This is a genomic window from Arthrobacter sp. ISL-5, assembly GCF_018613835.1.
GTDB lineage: Bacteria > Actinomycetota > Actinomycetes > Actinomycetales > Micrococcaceae > Arthrobacter.
Window position 1 is genome coordinate 141573 of the sequence record NZ_JAGGPM010000029.1, and the last position, 14624, is coordinate 156196.

A 14624-nucleotide genomic window follows, 5' to 3' on the forward strand; every position below is an offset into this window, starting at 1 on the left:
CCCTGATTTACGCGGACGTCCGGACAATTTTTTTCTCAAAAGTTCTTTCAAAGAATAGGTTCTCGCCCTTAAACGTACGCACCGTGTTGCGCAGCTGGTAATGCTGCGCCGAGGCCGTTACGGTGGCGTGAGTTTCGATCCGGACCTCCCACTCATCCTTACTCATGCTGATCTTCCATTCTGATTCAGCCTTGGCGCTCAGGGGGTCGTTGCCGGAAATGAAATACGACTCCAGGGCATCCTCGCCGAAATGCAGCCCGTCCGGGTAGATCCGGTTTCCGCCATAATTCGGATCCACCTTCAAGGTCCAGCTCTCCGACTGCGGCTCGTAGCGGACCTCGCGCTCGGGACGCACGGGGAGCGGCGGACCTGCGAGGATCTTCAGCGCAGGTGCCTGCTCCGCTTCCCCAAAGCGGATGTCAGACGTGCCGATCGCCGGCGCATCGAGTTCATCCAGCGTCAGCTGGCTTGCCGCAGCATCGATGGTCACAGCGCCCTGTTCACCGTGCGGCCAGATCCACGGCCAATAGGTGGTGGACAGCGCCAGCCGCAGCTTATGCCCTGCAGGAATCTGCCAGGACATGGCAACAAACTCAAGTTCCGCCGCCACGAACTCACCTGGTACAAGCTCATCGGCCCGCTCCATCCCATGACGGCGGGCAAGGTTGATCGCCCCACGGGTAATCAGCGTTGACGAGCCGTCCGGCGCCACATCGCAGAGCCGCGCAATGACGTTCGCCCGGGGCGTCGTGCTGGCAACCCGCAACCCCAGGCGCGCGAAACCGAGCAGATTGACGTCCTCTTCAAGCACCGGGGTCTCAAAAACAACCGAGCGTCCGTCCTCCGACCGCTGGTCCGGAGGCAGGTCCGAGGCATTGCCAAAGGGGAACCAACGGGCCGCATCCGCCCCGTTGTGCTGCGGTGTGTCCACCACAACGTGTCCGGAAGCGTCAGCGGCAAGGCTGCGCAAATCGGTGGCCAGATTGAAGGAAGAGCGGCCGACGGCGGCGGAAGGCCAGCTTTCCAGGCCCACCCAGCTGCCGGGCCGTTCAGGGTAGAAAGTCGCGGGCCGCACGGAATCCTGGTGGTAGGCGCGCAAGGCGGGTTCGTCCATGATCTTGGTATCGGTGCCCTTGAGCCAGTAATCCCACCAGCGCAGCGTTTCCTGGAGGAATCCGATGGTGGGCCCGGGGGTGCGGGCAATGTCCGGATACTGGTGCGACCATGGACCGATCAGCCCTTGGACCGGCGAGTCAAGGTTTTCGAGCAGCCGGAACACCGTGTTCCGGTAGGGGTCTGCCCAACCTCCAACGGCCATGACGGCCGCCTTGATTTTGGAATAGTCCTCATTGACGGAGCCATGACGCCAGTAGTCGTCGCGTTCCTGGTGGTCCATCCAGATTTCGGAGAACGGCTGGAGCGCTTCCAGCCGCTCCTTCCACATGGTCTCCCAAGACGCCCCGACCCTCCACGGAGCAGGCGGCCGGCATTGGAATGCAAGCATGGTCCCGGCCCACGAGGTCATGTCGATGCCCAGCATGGCGCCGCCCAAGTAGTGGACGTCGTCGGCGTACCGGTCGTCGGTGGAGCAGACCGTGACGATTGCCTTCAGCGCCTCCGGCTGCGCGGCAGCTAACTGGAGTGAATTAAATCCGCCCCAGGAGATGCCGAACATACCGACCTTGCCAGTGCACCAAGGCTGGGCTGCCAGCCACTCGATGACGTCCATGCCATCGGCCTGTTCCTGCTGGTGGTATTCGTCGAGCATGACTCCTTCGGAGTCTCCGCAGCCGCGGATATCTACCCGGACGGATGCGTAGCCGTGGCCCGCGTACCAGGGATGCCGCTGGGCATCACGCGGTGCGGTCCAGTCCCCGCGGCGGTAGGGCAGGTATTCGAGCAGAGCCGGCACCGGCTCTGCGGCGGCATTCTGTGGCAGCCAGATGGTGGCTGCCAGCTTGATGCCGTCTTTCATGGGGATCAAGACGTTTTCCAACACGGTCACGGCGTGAGGGAAGTCGGTGCGGATCAGCACGTCCGGGTTCCTTCCAAGACTTCGGCGGAGACGCCAGTGAGCTCAGCTACGTCCGCATGGCACTTGATGTTGTGGGTGGCGCTGACGGCAATGGTCGGCGGCGCGACAGTGTGGCAGACGTCCCGGACCAAGGGGCAGCGGCTGGCGAAGGGGCAGCCCACCTCGGGCGGTGCGGCCGGAATCTCGTCCTTGACGGCCTTCCGTTTGGCGTCATGGTCGTCCCCGAGTTCAATGACGGAATCCAGCAGCAGCCTACTGTACGGATGGGAGATGGAAGCGAAGATCTCCTCCACAGTCCCTTCCTCCACCACACGGCCCAGGTACAGCACCACCACCCGGTCCGCGATGGCGCGCACCACTGCCAGGTCATGGGTGATGAACAGGAACCCCAGGGACTTCTCCCGGCTCAGCTCATCCATCAGGCGCAGAATGGATGACTGCACCGAAACGTCCAGTGCCGACACCACTTCATCCGCTAGCACCAGCGACGGCGCCGCGGCCACGGCCCGGGCGATGCCCACCCGTTGGCGCTGGCCGCCGGAGAGCTGGCCGGGTAGCCGTTGCGCATAGCTCGCAGGCAGGTCCACGTCGGCAAGGGCCTGAGGCACGCTGGCGTTCTTGACGCTGAAGAGATTGATGGGCCGCTGGATGGCGGTATGTACACTTTGGCGTGGGTTCAGGGACGTATCCGCGTTCTGGAAAATCAGCTGAATGGCCTGGCGGAGGTTCTTGGGGCGGCCCGTCACTGTTTTAGCCAGTTCGCCGCCACCTGCACCGCCATCTGCAAGAGTGATCCGGCCGCCGGCGGTTTTCTGCAGGCCCGCGATCGCGTTGGCGATGGATGATTTGCCCGAGCCCGATTCGCCCACCAACGCCACTACTTCACCGGCATTGACGGTAAAACTGACGTCCTGCACTGTGGCGCCGGTGCCGGGAATGTGCTTGCGCCGGTAATCGATACTGAGTGATTCCACGCTCAGCACCGGAACCGCTCCCTGCGGGGCAATGCGCCGGTACACCTCCTGGTCCGGCACCCAGTCCTCGCCGGCGTCGATCGCGTCCTGGTCCATGCTGGGCGGAATGCCCGGGACGTCGATGCGCGGCACGCTGGCCACGAGCCCGCGAGTATAGGGGTGTTTGGGATTCGCCAGCACCTCCCGGGTGGCTCCGGCTTCCACGATCTCACCGCGCCGCAACACGGCAACGTCGGTGCACATCTTCTCGATCACACCCAGGTCATGGCTGACCATCACCATGGACATGCCCAGCGAACCCTGCAGCCCGGAAAGCAGGTCCAGGATGGCGGCCTGCGTCACCACATCCAGGCCGGTGGTTGGCTCGTCGAGGACAAGCAAGGTGGGGTTGGCTGCCAGTGCGACGGCGATCCCGATGCGCTGCTGTTGACCACCTGAGAACTGGTGCGGGTAGCGGTCGAGGGCCTGGGCGGGGTTCGGCAGGCGGACCAGCCGGAGTAATTCTTCCGCTCGGCTGCGCTGGGCAGTCTTGTTGCCTTTGAGCGAGTGCAGTGCCTCGGCAATCTGCTCGTGGATTTTCATGGTCGGCGTCAGCGCGCTGCCCGCATTTTGCGGAACCATCGCTACTTCACTGATGCGGAACCGGCGTAATTCCTTGGCGCGCAGGGCGAAAACGTCCTGCCCGGAAACGCTGGCTGTTCCGGTGGAAACGAAGGATCCGGTGCGCAGTGAGCCCAGCAGCGCGCTGGCGAGCGTGGATTTTCCGGAACCGGATTCTCCCACGAGGCCTAGGATGCGTCCCTTTTCGAGCGTGAGCGTGATGCCTTTGAGCACCGCCACCTCGCGCTTGCCGGTCCGGTAGGAAATCCCCAGGTTGCGGAGCTGCACCACGTCGATGTCTTCGTCGGCACGTCGTCTGCCGTTGGAGGTTATGGTTTCTGGTGTCATCAGCCCAGCACTTCTTTCATACGGTCAACCCCGAGGCTCTTGGCGAGCCCGTCGGCTGCAAGGTTCAGGCCGACGATCAAGGTGGCAAGCGCCACGATCGGGGACAGGGTGGCAAGCGGGACAACCGACATCAGGTTGCGGTTTTCCGCCACCATCAGGCCCCAGTCAGGCGTAGGAGGACTGGCGCCGAAGCCCAGGAAGGACAGCGAGCTGATCAGCAGCACCACCCAGGAAGCCCGCATGGCGAACTCCACCAGGATGATGTCCAGTACGTTCGGGAACACTTCGCGGGCCAGGATGGAGAACATGCCCTCGCCTCGGGCCTTTGCCGCCGTGATGTAGTCCTTCGGCAGCACATCCATCACCGTTGCCCTGACAATCCGCGTCACCCCGCCGGTGTAGACAACCATGACTGCCAGGATGATCACCCACGGGCCGGTACCGAAGATGGTCACCACCACCAGCATGGACAGGATGGCCGGGACCGCCAGCACTGAATCCAGTACGCGGGTGATGATGTCATCCACGATGCCGCCGCGGTAGGCGGCGATGCCGGCGATGACGGATCCCAGCAACACAGTTAATGCGGTGGCGGTGAAACTGATGGCCAGTGCGTACTGCCCGCCGAACAGTGTCCGCGTCAAGGTATCGCGGCCGAGCGCATCCGTGCCCAGCAAGTGCGCGCCGGAACTTTCCTGCAGCGCATTCATCGCATCCGTGGCGATCGGATCGTAGGACGTCAGCACCGGCGCTAGCAGCGCCAGCAGGATATTCAGGATCACCAGGGCGAACCCGAAGGTTGCCGTCCGTGATTTCAGGATGGACCGGACCATCCGGCCAAAGCTGCCGGGCGCCGTGGAGGCGGGTGCCGCCGTCGTCGTCATTGAACTCATTTGGCGCTCCTCGGGTACCGCAGTCGTGGATTGAGCAGGAACGCCGCAAAGTCCGCCAGCAGATTGCACACCACGTACGTCAGGGCGCTCATCACCGTGATCAGCAGGATGGCGGGAAGGTCGCGCGTCTGGACGGAGCGGATCATCAAGGTGCCGATGCCCGGGTAGTTGAAGATGCTCTCCACCACCACGACACCGCCGATCAGCCAGGCGACGTTCATGGCGATCACGTTCAGCGTCGGGAGCATGGCGCTGGGGAGGATGTGCTTGAACACGATCCGCGGCGTCGAGTTCCCTTTCAGGATGGCTGTGCGGACAAACTCGCTGTCCATCACATCGATCACCGAGGTGCGCATCATGCGGATGATGTACGCCGCAAGAACGCAGATCAGCGCCCCGGCGGGCAACCAGACGGACGGCAGGATCTCCGCGACTGAGGCGTTTTGCCCCGCAATCACCACCGCCGGAAAGAGCGGGATGTAGATGGAGAACAGCAGCACCAGCACCGTGGCCACCACGAACTCCGGGACGCTCATCCCCACCAGCGCCAGCGTGGAGATTGAAATGTCCGGCCAGCGGTCACGCGTCAGACCCGCGACCAGGCCAAGGACCAGTGACAGCAAGACACCGATCACGATGGTGATCCCAGCCAGGAGCGAAGTGTTTACCAGCGCGGAGCCGACCTCAGCCCCCACGCTGCCCCCGCTGACCAGCGAGTTGCCGAAGTTGCCCTGCAGCGCATTGCCCAGCCAGGAGACGAACCGCGAAACCGGCGGATCATCCAGCCCCAACTGCTGGCGCATCGTGGCAACGGCCGACGGTGTGGCGTTCTGGCCCAGTATCTGGCTGGCCGCGTCTCCCGGCAGGGACTGGATGGCGCTGAAAACCAGCACCGTGGCCAGCAGCACCGTGAAGACGGACCAACCTATCCGTTTGGCGAAAAACGTCAACATTAGGCCAGCAGCCCGATGTTGATGTAGTCGAACTCGAAGCCGTGCTCGCTGTAGTTGACGACCTTCTTGCTCAGCCCGGTGATTCGGTCGGAGAAGAAGGGAGTCAGGGAACCGCCGTCGTCGATCAGGATCTTCTGGGCATCCTGGTAGAGCGTCTTGCGCTTGCCTGCGTCCACCGTGGCGCGGGCCGCGTCCAGGGTCTGGTCGAAGGTCCGGTTGGAGTAGGCGGTCTCGTTGTAGGAGGAGCCGGTGCGGAAGATCTGGTTCAGCAGCTGGTCGATCGGACGGCCCGTGTACCAGTAGGTGGTCATGAGCGACTTCTTCATCCAGACATCGGTGAAGTAGGAATCCGCGGGTGAGTTGGTCACGGTCAGGTTGATGTTGGCGGACTTCATCGAGCTCTGCAGGGCCAGGGCCAACGGGGACAGGACGGGGTCGTAGCTGGAGGTATAGATCGGCACATCAAAGCTGCTGAAACCCTTGGCCTTGAGCAGGGACTTCGACTTGTCCGGGTCATAGCCGAGGCCATAGTCGAGGTAGTAGCCCTCGGTGGGCGGCACCGGGTTGTTGTGCGCGATGGTTCCGTTGCCTTGCACCGCGAGCTTGAAGACCTCGTCCGGGTTGTAGGCGTGGGCGAAGGCACGGCGGATGTCCGCATCCTTGAACTGCTCGCTGGTGTTAAGCATGGGTACCGGGTACCACTGGGCGTTCTTGACGCTGGAAACCGTCGCCACGGACGAGGCTGAGACCGTCTTGGCGGTGGCGAAGTCCAGGTTGGTCTGGGCGATGAGGTCGACCTGACCAGCCAGCAGGGCGTTCACACGTGCCTGGGTGTCGGCGATTGAGGAAAACTCGATGCTGTCCAGCTTGGGCTTCTCGCCAAAGTAGTTCTCGTTCCGTACGACAGCGCCCGGACCGGCAGCCGTGAACCTTTTCAGCTTGAACGGGCCGGTACCGATGCCGCTGGCACCGATGGTGGCTGCGGAACCCGCGGGGATGATGTAGCAGTTGTAGCCGGTCAGCAAGCTGGCGAATTCGGAGTTCGGGGACTTCAGTGCGAAGACCACTGTGTTGGCGTCCCGGGCCGTGATGGAGTTGCCGTCCACGAAGGGCGAAAGCACCCCTGCCTGCGGTGACTTTGTGGCCGGATCGAGGATGTGCTGGATGGAGAATATGACATCCTGCGCCGTGAACGACTTGCCGTTGTGCCAGGTCACTCCCTTGCGCAGCAGGAAGGTCCAGGTCTTGGCATCCGCGGACAGCGACCATGATTCGGCCAGGTCCGGAAGGATCTCGCCTGTGGGCGAAAGCTTGACGAGGCGGTTGTAGAGGGCGCCCAGGTATTCGTAGGCGGAGAGGGAGCTTGCCGGGTCCAGGGTTTCGGCTTTCGACGCCGGCGGGCGGGCAATGCGCAACGTGCCGCCCTGGCGGGCGGTTCCGGTAGCAGCACCGGCGGCCGACGGCGACTTGCTGACCCCGCAAGCCGCGAGGACCGCGGGGGCCAACAGCAATGCCGAGCCGGCGAGGAGGGTGCGCCGTGACAGCCGCCCTGATGATGCTTCGATCCTTGAATCCATCATGCTGAATCCTTTGTTTTTTGCTTTCGTGAACAAGCTAATTCATGTACCGTACGAATAAATCGTCCAAGAGATCAATAGCTCGCCCATAAATTAACAGCCCTGAAACAACGGGCCATTTCACCCGGAAGGCCAAAATTGTGACGGGATGGTACCGAAGACCAGATGTGCTGATGGTCCTCACTTCGGCACCTACGTACGTAGCCACCAGGGAGTCGCTGAAGGTACTTTCGCCCCAGGACCTGACGCCGGTCCGCTTTCTGGGCGCCGCCGTCGTCCTTGGTATTTTCCTGCTGTTCCGGCGCCAGCGCCTTGCGCTCACACGCGGGGACGTACCGCGCATGTTGCTGGTGGGGCTCCTTGGCTACGCCGGCTACGGCCTATTGCTCAACCTGGGCCAGGCCACCGTACCTGCCGGCACGACCAGCCTGCTGCTGAACATCTCCCCCGTGTTTGCCTTCATACTCAGCTACCTGATCCTCAAGGAACGGACCACGCGGCTTGGCTACGCGGGCATCGTGATGGCAGTGGCCGGGGTGGCAGTCATCACCCTCGCGGACAGGGGTGCAGTCGGGTTCAACCGCGACGCCATGTACATCGTGGCCGCTGCGCTGGTGCTGTCGGTGTTCCTGATCGTCCAGCAGCCGCTCTTCAAGCGAATTCCACCGGTGGAAGTGGTCTTCTGGGGCAGCGTCATCGGCGGTCTGGCCACCCTGCCTACTGCGACATTTAAGGTCGACCCGGCCCGCTTCAGCCCGACCTTTTGGACGGGGCTGGTTGTCCTGGTGGTTGTCAGCACCGCCGTCGCCTACGCTTTCTGGAACATCTCGCTGGCACGCACCAGCGTCGCAGAAGGGGGTGCGCTGCTGTACGTGGTCCCTGTGCTCTCCCTGCTCTTGGGCTGGGGTTTGTTGGCGGAAGTGCCGACCGTAGGGTCCCTGATCGGCGGCGCCGCGGCCTTGGGAGGCGTCATACTCCTCTCCCGGGCAACTCCACCGGCCTCTGAAATGAAGGAATTGAGGCTGGTCCCATGATCCTGGAGCCCACCGAGCTCGAGCCCGTCACAGAGAGCCTTGCGGAGCTTGCCATTCCCGCGGGAGCAGCACTGGCCCTGGAATCCGTGGCCGCCGCTTCGGCCCGGCGGGTCGGCGGGCGGCTGATCACTATCTCGTTGTGGCGCCCCTCAACCCGCGATCTGGTGCGTGTCTATTCCAACATGCCCAGGCTCTACCGCATCGGCGGTATTTCCAGCGCCTTGGGAGCGGACTGGACACGCAGGTGCGTGGCGCGGTTGGAATCGTTCCTGGCCGAAGATGAAGACGCGCTCGATTCGGACGCCTTCGAGCACCAGGACATGCTGGGCGCGTTGCACCTGGAAGCCGCGATCAACGCAGTGGTGGCGAGGGATGGCGTCTTCCTTGGCTGCCTGAACCTGCTGGGGAGCAAGGGCTCCTACACGCAGCGAAGCGTCAACGAGGCCGAGAATCTGGCTGCCGGGCTGGTCGGCGCGTTGACGGAGCTGGAAGGTTGCATCAGCAGGTAGGGCCAATCAATGCCTGGATCCGCCCTACTCCGCCCGCTCCCGCCACATCAGCGAAGTGTTCGCTCGGAACGGTCAGGTCGCCATCACGGATCTGATTTTCCCCGCCACGGGCCAGCAACTCATTTCTGCTATCGCAGAAGGCGGTGACGCCAAACTGAAGAAGCTAACCATCACCGGAGTCGGATGATCCAGAAAGGGAGAGCCGAGTGCGCCATTACAAGGATCTGAAACTATGAGGGTACTCGCACCCTTACCGCGATGGTTATCGGAAGCTCACACCCGCCGGCCCCGACCGCATCCCGGGGTACCCCGGCGGAGAGCCGCTGGGCTTCGGCTTCCGCACGGTGTGTTCACCGCTCATGTCGTTGTGGACCGGGCAGCACTTGCCGGCCGCCCTTTCGCGTACGCCCTTGCCACCGGCGGTGAGCCGGCAGTGGATCACGCATTGACGATCCTTTGCGATGAGCTCAAGGGAGCCATGGGGTTTGTCGGAAAGACTTCCTTGGCCGCCCTGGACGACACCATCTTCGCGAGGAACAACCAGGCATACGCACCCGAAGGCGTCCTCATGGAGTCCTTGGTCTGAGGAGCACCGACGTCACGGCCGCTATACAGCAGCTATAAGCGTTTAGCCGGAATCCTCGACATGCGTTGAGGATTCCGGCGCGTATGCCCAGCTGCTTCAGTCTGGACCGCCTCGATTGAGGCGGCTACGCCTCCTCCGCATTCCAAGGCCTGCGCCTTGCTGGGAAGAGCATTCATTAGCTGGGCAGGTGGTTCAGCTTGCGGATCTGGCTGTCGAAGGCCGACGTAGGGACGTAGCGTCGGAGCATGCTGACCTGCCGGACGCGGGAGCCGGCGGCATAGCGGAGCTTGGGCTTGGAATCCTGAGCGGCGGCAACCACTGCGGCGGCAACCACTGATGCTGGATAGCCTTCCTTCACGGCGCCAGCCATGTACTCCGTAAAGATCGCCCGCTGTTTGGCGTAAGTGTCCATGGGCTTGTCGGCCTGCAGGTTGTTGGCATCAAAATCAGTGTTGGTCCAGGCCGCCTCCACCAGGACGGCGCGGACACCGTGCTCGCGGAGTTCGTGGTCAAGGGATTCCGTGTACCCCTCGATCGCGTGCTTTGAGGCAGAGTATGTGGCCATGTACGGCTGCGGAATGAAACCGACGATCGAGGAAAGATTCACGATCCGCCCCGATTTCCGGGCGCGCATGTGCGGCAGAACCGCCTTGGTCATCCGCATGACGCCGAACACGTTGACGTCGAACACGCGGCGGTCCTGGTCAAGGGAACTTTCTTCGGCTGCCCCCGAGGACCCGATACCCGCGTTGTTGACCAAGACATCGATCGTTCCGAAACGGTTGATGACCTCTTGGACGGCACCTGCCACGGAGTCGTCACTGGTGACATCGAGATCAATGAAGGTCACTCCGGGGACGGGCAGGACAACTGCCGAGGAGCGACTGGTGCCGACAACCTCATATCCCGCTTCTGCCAGGGCGGCAGCTGCCGCCTTCCCGATTCCTGAAGATGCCCCCGTCACGAGGGCTACCTGCCGTGTTGTCATTGCCTGCTCCTGCTGCTGGATGGTGAAAGAAGGGATCCGAGAACTCCGGGCCACAGCATCTGCTGAAAGCCGGCCCTACTTCATTCGGTATCACCAGTGTAGCGATTACTAAATGAATTGCAACAGCTATGTTCCAGTTAGTTAGTTAGGTGCAGCGTGACGGTAGCGGTTACGATGGACGGAGGAAGATGGGAGGAACTGTGGCGAAACCCCTAAGGGCTGACGCAGAGCGAAGTGTGCGGGCAATTCTGGAAGCAGCAGAACAAGTGCTGAGCCACGATTCAGGCGCTTCCATGGAGCAGATCGGCGACGCTGCCGGGGTGGCCAGGACAACGGTTCATCGCCGGTTCGCCAACCGCCAGACCCTCATTGACGCTTTGGCGATCTCGGCCATACAACAGCTGGCCGAAGCCATCGAAGAGGGCAGGCCAGATACAGCCCCACCCCTGGTGGCGCTGTACCGGGTAACCGCCAACGTCTTGAAGACAAAGAACGCCTGGAAATTCACCCTCGGGAACCCCACATCAGACACCAGCGCCGCCGCGTCAATCTGGGAGAGGATCAACACACGCTGCATGGAGCTGCTCACCAGGGCACAGCGTGAGGGTCTACTGGACGCAGCCGCAGACCTGGAGTGGACGCGCCAGGTCTACTACGCCCTCATGAGCGAGGCCTTGCAGCGGCCCACCCCAGGATCAGAAGCAGCCGAGACCGATGCCCGGGCTGAGCTGGTAGTTGACACCCTGCTCTACGGCGCCGGGCGACGGACTCAGTGACGCCCCGGCCCTCCCTCCTGTTGCGTGCGACCCAAGCTCGACTGGTCACCAAGCAGAGGGAGCGCCCATAAAGCTCATGATCAAACTAGGAATTGCGACCACGCTAATCTGATGGAGGGTGTCGTGTCGGCTGAGAAGTTGGCGCTGAATCTCGAAGAAGTTGGTTTTGAGGATCCGCGTGCTGCCCGATTACGGGATCTGCTGAACAAGGAACTCCTCGCCCGGTACGCCACGGAGGAAGAGCCCAGCCTTCCGGCTGCCGCCAGGTCTGCGTTAAGCGTCCCAGCTGAAGACTTTGTCGCGAATGTCCTCGTTGTTACTTCCTTCGGGCACGCGATAGGGCACGGGGCACTTCGCCTGCTTGACGGGGAATGGGAAGTCAAGCGTGTCATCGTTGACCCCGCAGCTCGTGGCGTCGGGGCGGCGACCCGACTCATGGCCGGACTGGAGCAGATCGCAGCTGCGGCTGGCGCCAGGCGGGTCATTCTTCAAACCGGCGGCAAACAACCAGAAGCAGAAGCCCTATACCGGAAGCTCGGCTACCGACAAATACCGGCCTATCCGCCGTACGACACCGCGATACCGTCGTCAGTCTGCTTCGAGAAGGAACTTGAGGGTTGAGTCCCAGAAACCTCAGCCCAGCTCGCCGTCAGGCGGGGCATCGGTAGAAGTTCGCCACACCGCGCTTCTGGTTACCAGGGAATGAGGCCGGCAAAAGGAGCTATAGTCCTGTGGATCGGCGTGCCACGCTCTTGTTTCCCCGCCGTGTCGCTGACTACGCTGACCTTCGCCACCGTCTTGGCCGTGGTCAAGCCCGGGGCAGCATCGGGGGCGGCCGGACTCCAGGAGTCCCACGGCGATGAGTTTCGCCGTGGTTCCCAGTCTGTAGCCCCAAACCCGATCAACCGCACTCGAGGAGAGCATCATGACCGCTACCTACACCTTCGACGTCTTTTCCAGCCTCGACGGCTTCGGCTCCCACAGCGGCAACTGGGGCGGTTACTGGGGCAAGCAGGGCCCCGAGCTGCTCGAGCACCGCCTCGCCTTGTACGGCGCGGAGCAGCGGATGGTCTTCGGGGCCAACACGTATCGGGCGCACTCGCAGATGCTGGCCTCGAGCACCGAGGAGTCCGAGGTCCGTGACCCATGGGTCACGCGGATGAGGAACCTGCCGGCAACGGTGGTGTCGACCACGCTGCAAGGACCGCTCGACTGGCCGGACGCGACCGTCGTGAGCGGCGACGCAGTCGACGTCGTCGCCCGGCTCAAGGAGGAGTCCGAGGTGCCGTTGCGCTCACACGGCAGCCTGTCGATGAACCGGGCGCTGATGGCCGCCGGTCTGGTCGACCGCGTCCAGGTGACGCTCTTCCCGGTGATCACCGGTCAGACCGGAGTGAACCCGATCTTCCAGGGTGCGGCCGACTTCGACCTCGAGCTGATCGACAGCCGGACGCTCGACGGCCACACCCAAGAGCTCATCTACCGGCCCACCCTGCATGTCTGAATCCATCCATGCACCCCACCCCGTAAAGCAGCCGAACCTGACCCGGAAGTTTCCGCTGACCGACATGCCGACCGGTCTCATGGCCGCGGCTGGTCACGCGGCTTGCTGATCACGACGAGTTAGAACTGCTCCAACGCCGGGGCGAAGTCGCTGGTGGACAGGCCATGCAGATACAGCAGCGGCAACACCTCCGCCATCTGCGGCGACTTCCGTGCCCAGGCGGGGAGGATCGCCGAAGAAACCGGCATTGCTGCCCGGTGGCCTCGTCGATGCGCTTGTCGTTGACCCGCGGCGCCCGCACCCTGACCTCGCCGGAATGGGCCTCGATGTAGGCGTCCACCTCGGCAGCCGTTGACTTCCAGATCATCCTCGGGAAGGTGCGCCCCTCCACATCACCTCACCGAGGGCCCAACATCCACAGGTTCTGATGATTGCCACGGCAAAAGCCGGGCGCAACGGTGGTCAGAGGACGACGGCGGGATGTACCGCCGTCGTCCTCTGACTGGTTTTGTGGTTACTGGTCGGATGCCGGGTCCGTACCGGCCGTTGACACAAGCGGTCCGAATATCAAACTTCCTGGCGTGAACTCCTCACCACATTCCGCACACAAGAGCACCGGCTTCAGGTCGGCCCCGCAACTGTGCTGGTACGAGGCACGGGGCGTCTCGTCTCGCATCCACATACTGCTCCAAGCCGCGAGTGAAATGAGAATGGGCGCCACTTCGGCCCCAGAAGTTGTGAGGTGATACTCGTAGCGCGCGGGACGCTCGGAGTACTGGACGCGCTCGATCACGCCACGGCTTTCGAGCGTGCGCAGACGGCCCGTCAGGATGTCGCGGGACGCGCCTGTATTACGCGCAATCTGATCGAACCGATGAACGCCCAACGACATCTCACGAAGCGCTAGCAGCGCCCATCGCTCCCCCAACACGTCGAGGCCCGCCGCGATGAAACACGCCCTCGGCGCACTAACTGACGTATCGGTCGGCCGATTCATCGTTCACCTGCTTTCAGTACTCTCCACAAGTATACAAGTCAGTTGGAAAATCCAACTGACTCGGGTAGCCTGAGACTCCGAGGCTGCGACAACCTGCGTCGTCGCCAGATCTGACATCAGGAGAATTCATGCCACTGCTATCTGGCGCCGTCGTCCTTGTCACCGGTGCGAACGGAGGCCTGGGCCGCGAGCTCGTGGACCAGGCCCTCGCCCGGGGTGCCGCAAAGGTGTACGCGACAGCCCGACGTCCGCAAGAGTGGAACGATTCCCGGATCGTCGCGCTCGCTCTCGATATCACCAACCCCGACTCGATCCGAGCCGCCGTTACCCAGGCCCGGGACGTCACGGTCCTTATCAACAACGCCGGTATGAGCGTCGAATCCGACACTCTGTTGGCACTCTCCGACGAGGAGATCCGTGAAGTCATGGAGACCAACTTCTTCGGACCGGTCGCCCTGACCAGGGCATTCGCCCCGGTGCTCGCCGCGAGCGAGACATCAGCGGTCCTCAACATCCACTCGGTGCTCAGCTGGATCGCACTCACCGGCGCCTACAGCGCATCAAAGGCCGCGCTGTGGTCGGCGACCAACTCCTTCCGCGTAGAACTGGCCCCCCAAGGCACGCAGGTCACGGGTGTGCACGTCGGCTACATCGACACAGCCATGGCTCAGGGCGTGGATGCCCCGAAGACCTCCCCCGAGGAAGTCGCGCGGAAGTCGTTCGATGGGCTCGAGCAGGGTGATTACGAGGTCATCGTGGACGAAATCAGCGCCGGAGTGAAGCTCGGCCTGTCTGGTTCGATCTCGGATCTGTACCCTGCCCTGGCTGCCAAAGCCTCGGTATGACGGCG

Annotated in this window: 15 protein-coding genes and 1 pseudogene; 8 read left to right on the forward strand and 8 right to left on the reverse strand. The window is 62.9% G+C overall.

Annotation, left to right across the window (positions count from 1 at the left end):
• Positions 1-7 precede the first annotated feature (7 nt).
• Genes J7I89_RS16150 through J7I89_RS16170 form a run of 5 tightly spaced genes read right to left on the reverse strand, consistent with a single transcriptional unit; the run spans position 8 to position 7383 of the window.
• Positions 8-2035: a CocE/NonD family hydrolase gene (locus J7I89_RS16150; protein ID WP_214972392.1), complete on the reverse strand. Its 2028-nt coding sequence runs from the start codon at positions 2033-2035 to the stop codon at positions 8-10.
• Complete coding sequence (locus tag J7I89_RS16155; protein WP_214972394.1) at positions 2029-3957, reverse strand: ABC transporter ATP-binding protein; 1929 nt, start codon at positions 3955-3957, stop codon at positions 2029-2031. The genes J7I89_RS16150 and J7I89_RS16155 overlap by 7 nt, the downstream gene beginning before the upstream one ends.
• Complete coding sequence (locus J7I89_RS16160) at positions 3957-4850, reverse strand: ABC transporter permease (protein ID WP_251045416.1); 894 nt, start codon at positions 4848-4850, stop codon at positions 3957-3959. The genes J7I89_RS16155 and J7I89_RS16160 overlap by 1 nt, the downstream gene beginning before the upstream one ends.
• Positions 4847-5803 (reverse strand): ABC transporter permease, encoded by a 957-nt coding sequence (locus tag J7I89_RS16165; protein ID WP_214972396.1) that lies wholly within the window; start codon positions 5801-5803, stop codon positions 4847-4849. The genes J7I89_RS16160 and J7I89_RS16165 overlap by 4 nt, the downstream gene beginning before the upstream one ends.
• Positions 5803-7383, reverse strand: a complete 1581-nt coding sequence (locus tag J7I89_RS16170; protein ID WP_214972398.1) for an ABC transporter substrate-binding protein — start codon at positions 7381-7383, stop codon at positions 5803-5805. The genes J7I89_RS16165 and J7I89_RS16170 overlap by 1 nt, the downstream gene beginning before the upstream one ends.
• A gap of 170 nt (positions 7384-7553) precedes the next feature.
• Between J7I89_RS16170 and J7I89_RS16175 the strand changes: the two genes are divergently transcribed.
• The 4 genes from J7I89_RS16175 to J7I89_RS25820 all read left to right on the forward strand — a co-directional run bounded on the left by J7I89_RS16175 (position 7554) and on the right by J7I89_RS25820 (position 9509).
• Positions 7554-8414, forward strand: coding sequence for a DMT family transporter (locus J7I89_RS16175; protein WP_214972401.1), 861 nt, complete (start codon positions 7554-7556; stop codon positions 8412-8414).
• On the forward strand, positions 8411-8923 hold the full coding sequence (locus tag J7I89_RS16180) for a hypothetical protein (protein WP_214972403.1): 513 nt from the start codon (positions 8411-8413) through the stop codon (positions 8921-8923). The genes J7I89_RS16175 and J7I89_RS16180 overlap by 4 nt, the downstream gene beginning before the upstream one ends.
• Before the next feature lie 55 nt (positions 8924-8978).
• Positions 8979-9110: a GH32 C-terminal domain-containing protein gene (locus tag J7I89_RS25980; RefSeq protein WP_214972406.1), complete on the forward strand. Its 132-nt coding sequence runs from the start codon at positions 8979-8981 to the stop codon at positions 9108-9110.
• Positions 9111-9290: 180 nt separating this feature from the next.
• Positions 9291-9509 carry an alpha-hydroxy-acid oxidizing protein gene (locus tag J7I89_RS25820; protein ID WP_214972408.1) on the forward strand — a complete coding sequence of 73 codons (219 nt, stop codon included), beginning with the start codon at positions 9291-9293 and terminating at the stop codon, positions 9507-9509.
• A 175-nt stretch (positions 9510-9684) separates the two neighbouring features.
• Here the strand turns inward: J7I89_RS25820 and J7I89_RS16195 are convergent, their stop codons facing one another.
• Complete coding sequence (locus J7I89_RS16195) at positions 9685-10497, reverse strand: oxidoreductase (protein WP_214972413.1); 813 nt, start codon at positions 10495-10497, stop codon at positions 9685-9687.
• A gap of 188 nt (positions 10498-10685) precedes the next feature.
• Between J7I89_RS16195 and J7I89_RS16200 the strand changes: the two genes are divergently transcribed.
• From J7I89_RS16200 to J7I89_RS16210, 3 genes are all read left to right on the forward strand, one after another.
• Positions 10686-11273 carry a TetR/AcrR family transcriptional regulator gene (locus J7I89_RS16200; protein ID WP_285290233.1) on the forward strand — a complete coding sequence of 196 codons (588 nt, stop codon included), beginning with the start codon at positions 10686-10688 and terminating at the stop codon, positions 11271-11273.
• A gap of 123 nt (positions 11274-11396) precedes the next feature.
• The gene (locus J7I89_RS16205; protein ID WP_214972419.1) at positions 11397-11894 is read left to right on the forward strand and encodes a GNAT family N-acetyltransferase; all 498 of its coding nucleotides are present in this window, start codon (positions 11397-11399) and stop codon (positions 11892-11894) included.
• 304 nt (positions 11895-12198) lie between these two features.
• A complete protein-coding gene (locus tag J7I89_RS16210; RefSeq protein WP_214972422.1) occupies positions 12199-12777 on the forward strand; it encodes a dihydrofolate reductase family protein in 579 nt (192 codons plus the stop codon).
• A 122-nt stretch (positions 12778-12899) separates the two neighbouring features.
• Here the strand turns inward: J7I89_RS16210 and J7I89_RS16215 are convergent.
• Together J7I89_RS16215 and J7I89_RS16220 are read right to left on the reverse strand one after the other, a co-directional pair.
• A pseudogene (locus J7I89_RS16215) lies at positions 12900-13093 on the reverse strand (IS256 family transposase); the annotation flags it as partial.
• Between the two features lie 198 nt (positions 13094-13291).
• Positions 13292-13774 carry a helix-turn-helix domain-containing protein gene (locus J7I89_RS16220; protein ID WP_214972425.1) on the reverse strand — a complete coding sequence of 161 codons (483 nt, stop codon included), beginning with the start codon at positions 13772-13774 and terminating at the stop codon, positions 13292-13294.
• A 128-nt stretch (positions 13775-13902) separates the two neighbouring features.
• Between J7I89_RS16220 and J7I89_RS16225 the strand changes: the two genes are divergently transcribed.
• The gene (locus J7I89_RS16225; protein ID WP_214972427.1) at positions 13903-14619 is read left to right on the forward strand and encodes an SDR family oxidoreductase; all 717 of its coding nucleotides are present in this window, start codon (positions 13903-13905) and stop codon (positions 14617-14619) included.
• Positions 14620-14624 lie beyond the last annotated feature (5 nt).

Bases quoted from the DNA above. Each gene is read 5' to 3' on its own strand.
- J7I89_RS16180 (WP_214972403.1), top strand. From the start codon at position 8,411: ATGATCCTGGAGCCCACCGAGCTCGAGCCCGTCACAGAGAGCCTTGCG.
- J7I89_RS16175 (WP_214972401.1), top strand. From the start codon at position 7,554: ATGGTCCTCACTTCGGCACCTACGTACGTAGCCACCAGGGAGTCGCTG.
- J7I89_RS16225 (WP_214972427.1), top strand. From the start codon at position 13,903: ATGCCACTGCTATCTGGCGCCGTCGTCCTTGTCACCGGTGCGAACGGA.
- J7I89_RS16210 (WP_214972422.1), top strand. From the start codon at position 12,199: ATGACCGCTACCTACACCTTCGACGTCTTTTCCAGCCTCGACGGCTTC.
- J7I89_RS16200 (WP_285290233.1), top strand. From the start codon at position 10,686: ATGGGAGGAACTGTGGCGAAACCCCTAAGGGCTGACGCAGAGCGAAGT.
- J7I89_RS16170 (WP_214972398.1), bottom strand. From the start codon at position 7,383: ATGATGGATTCAAGGATCGAAGCATCATCAGGGCGGCTGTCACGGCGC.
- J7I89_RS16160 (WP_251045416.1), bottom strand. From the start codon at position 4,850: ATGAGTTCAATGACGACGACGGCGGCACCCGCCTCCACGGCGCCCGGC.
- J7I89_RS16155 (WP_214972394.1), bottom strand. From the start codon at position 3,957: ATGACACCAGAAACCATAACCTCCAACGGCAGACGACGTGCCGACGAA.
- J7I89_RS16220 (WP_214972425.1), bottom strand. From the start codon at position 13,774: ATGAATCGGCCGACCGATACGTCAGTTAGTGCGCCGAGGGCGTGTTTC.
- J7I89_RS16165 (WP_214972396.1), bottom strand. From the start codon at position 5,803: ATGTTGACGTTTTTCGCCAAACGGATAGGTTGGTCCGTCTTCACGGTG.
- J7I89_RS16195 (WP_214972413.1), bottom strand. From the start codon at position 10,497: ATGACAACACGGCAGGTAGCCCTCGTGACGGGGGCATCTTCAGGAATC.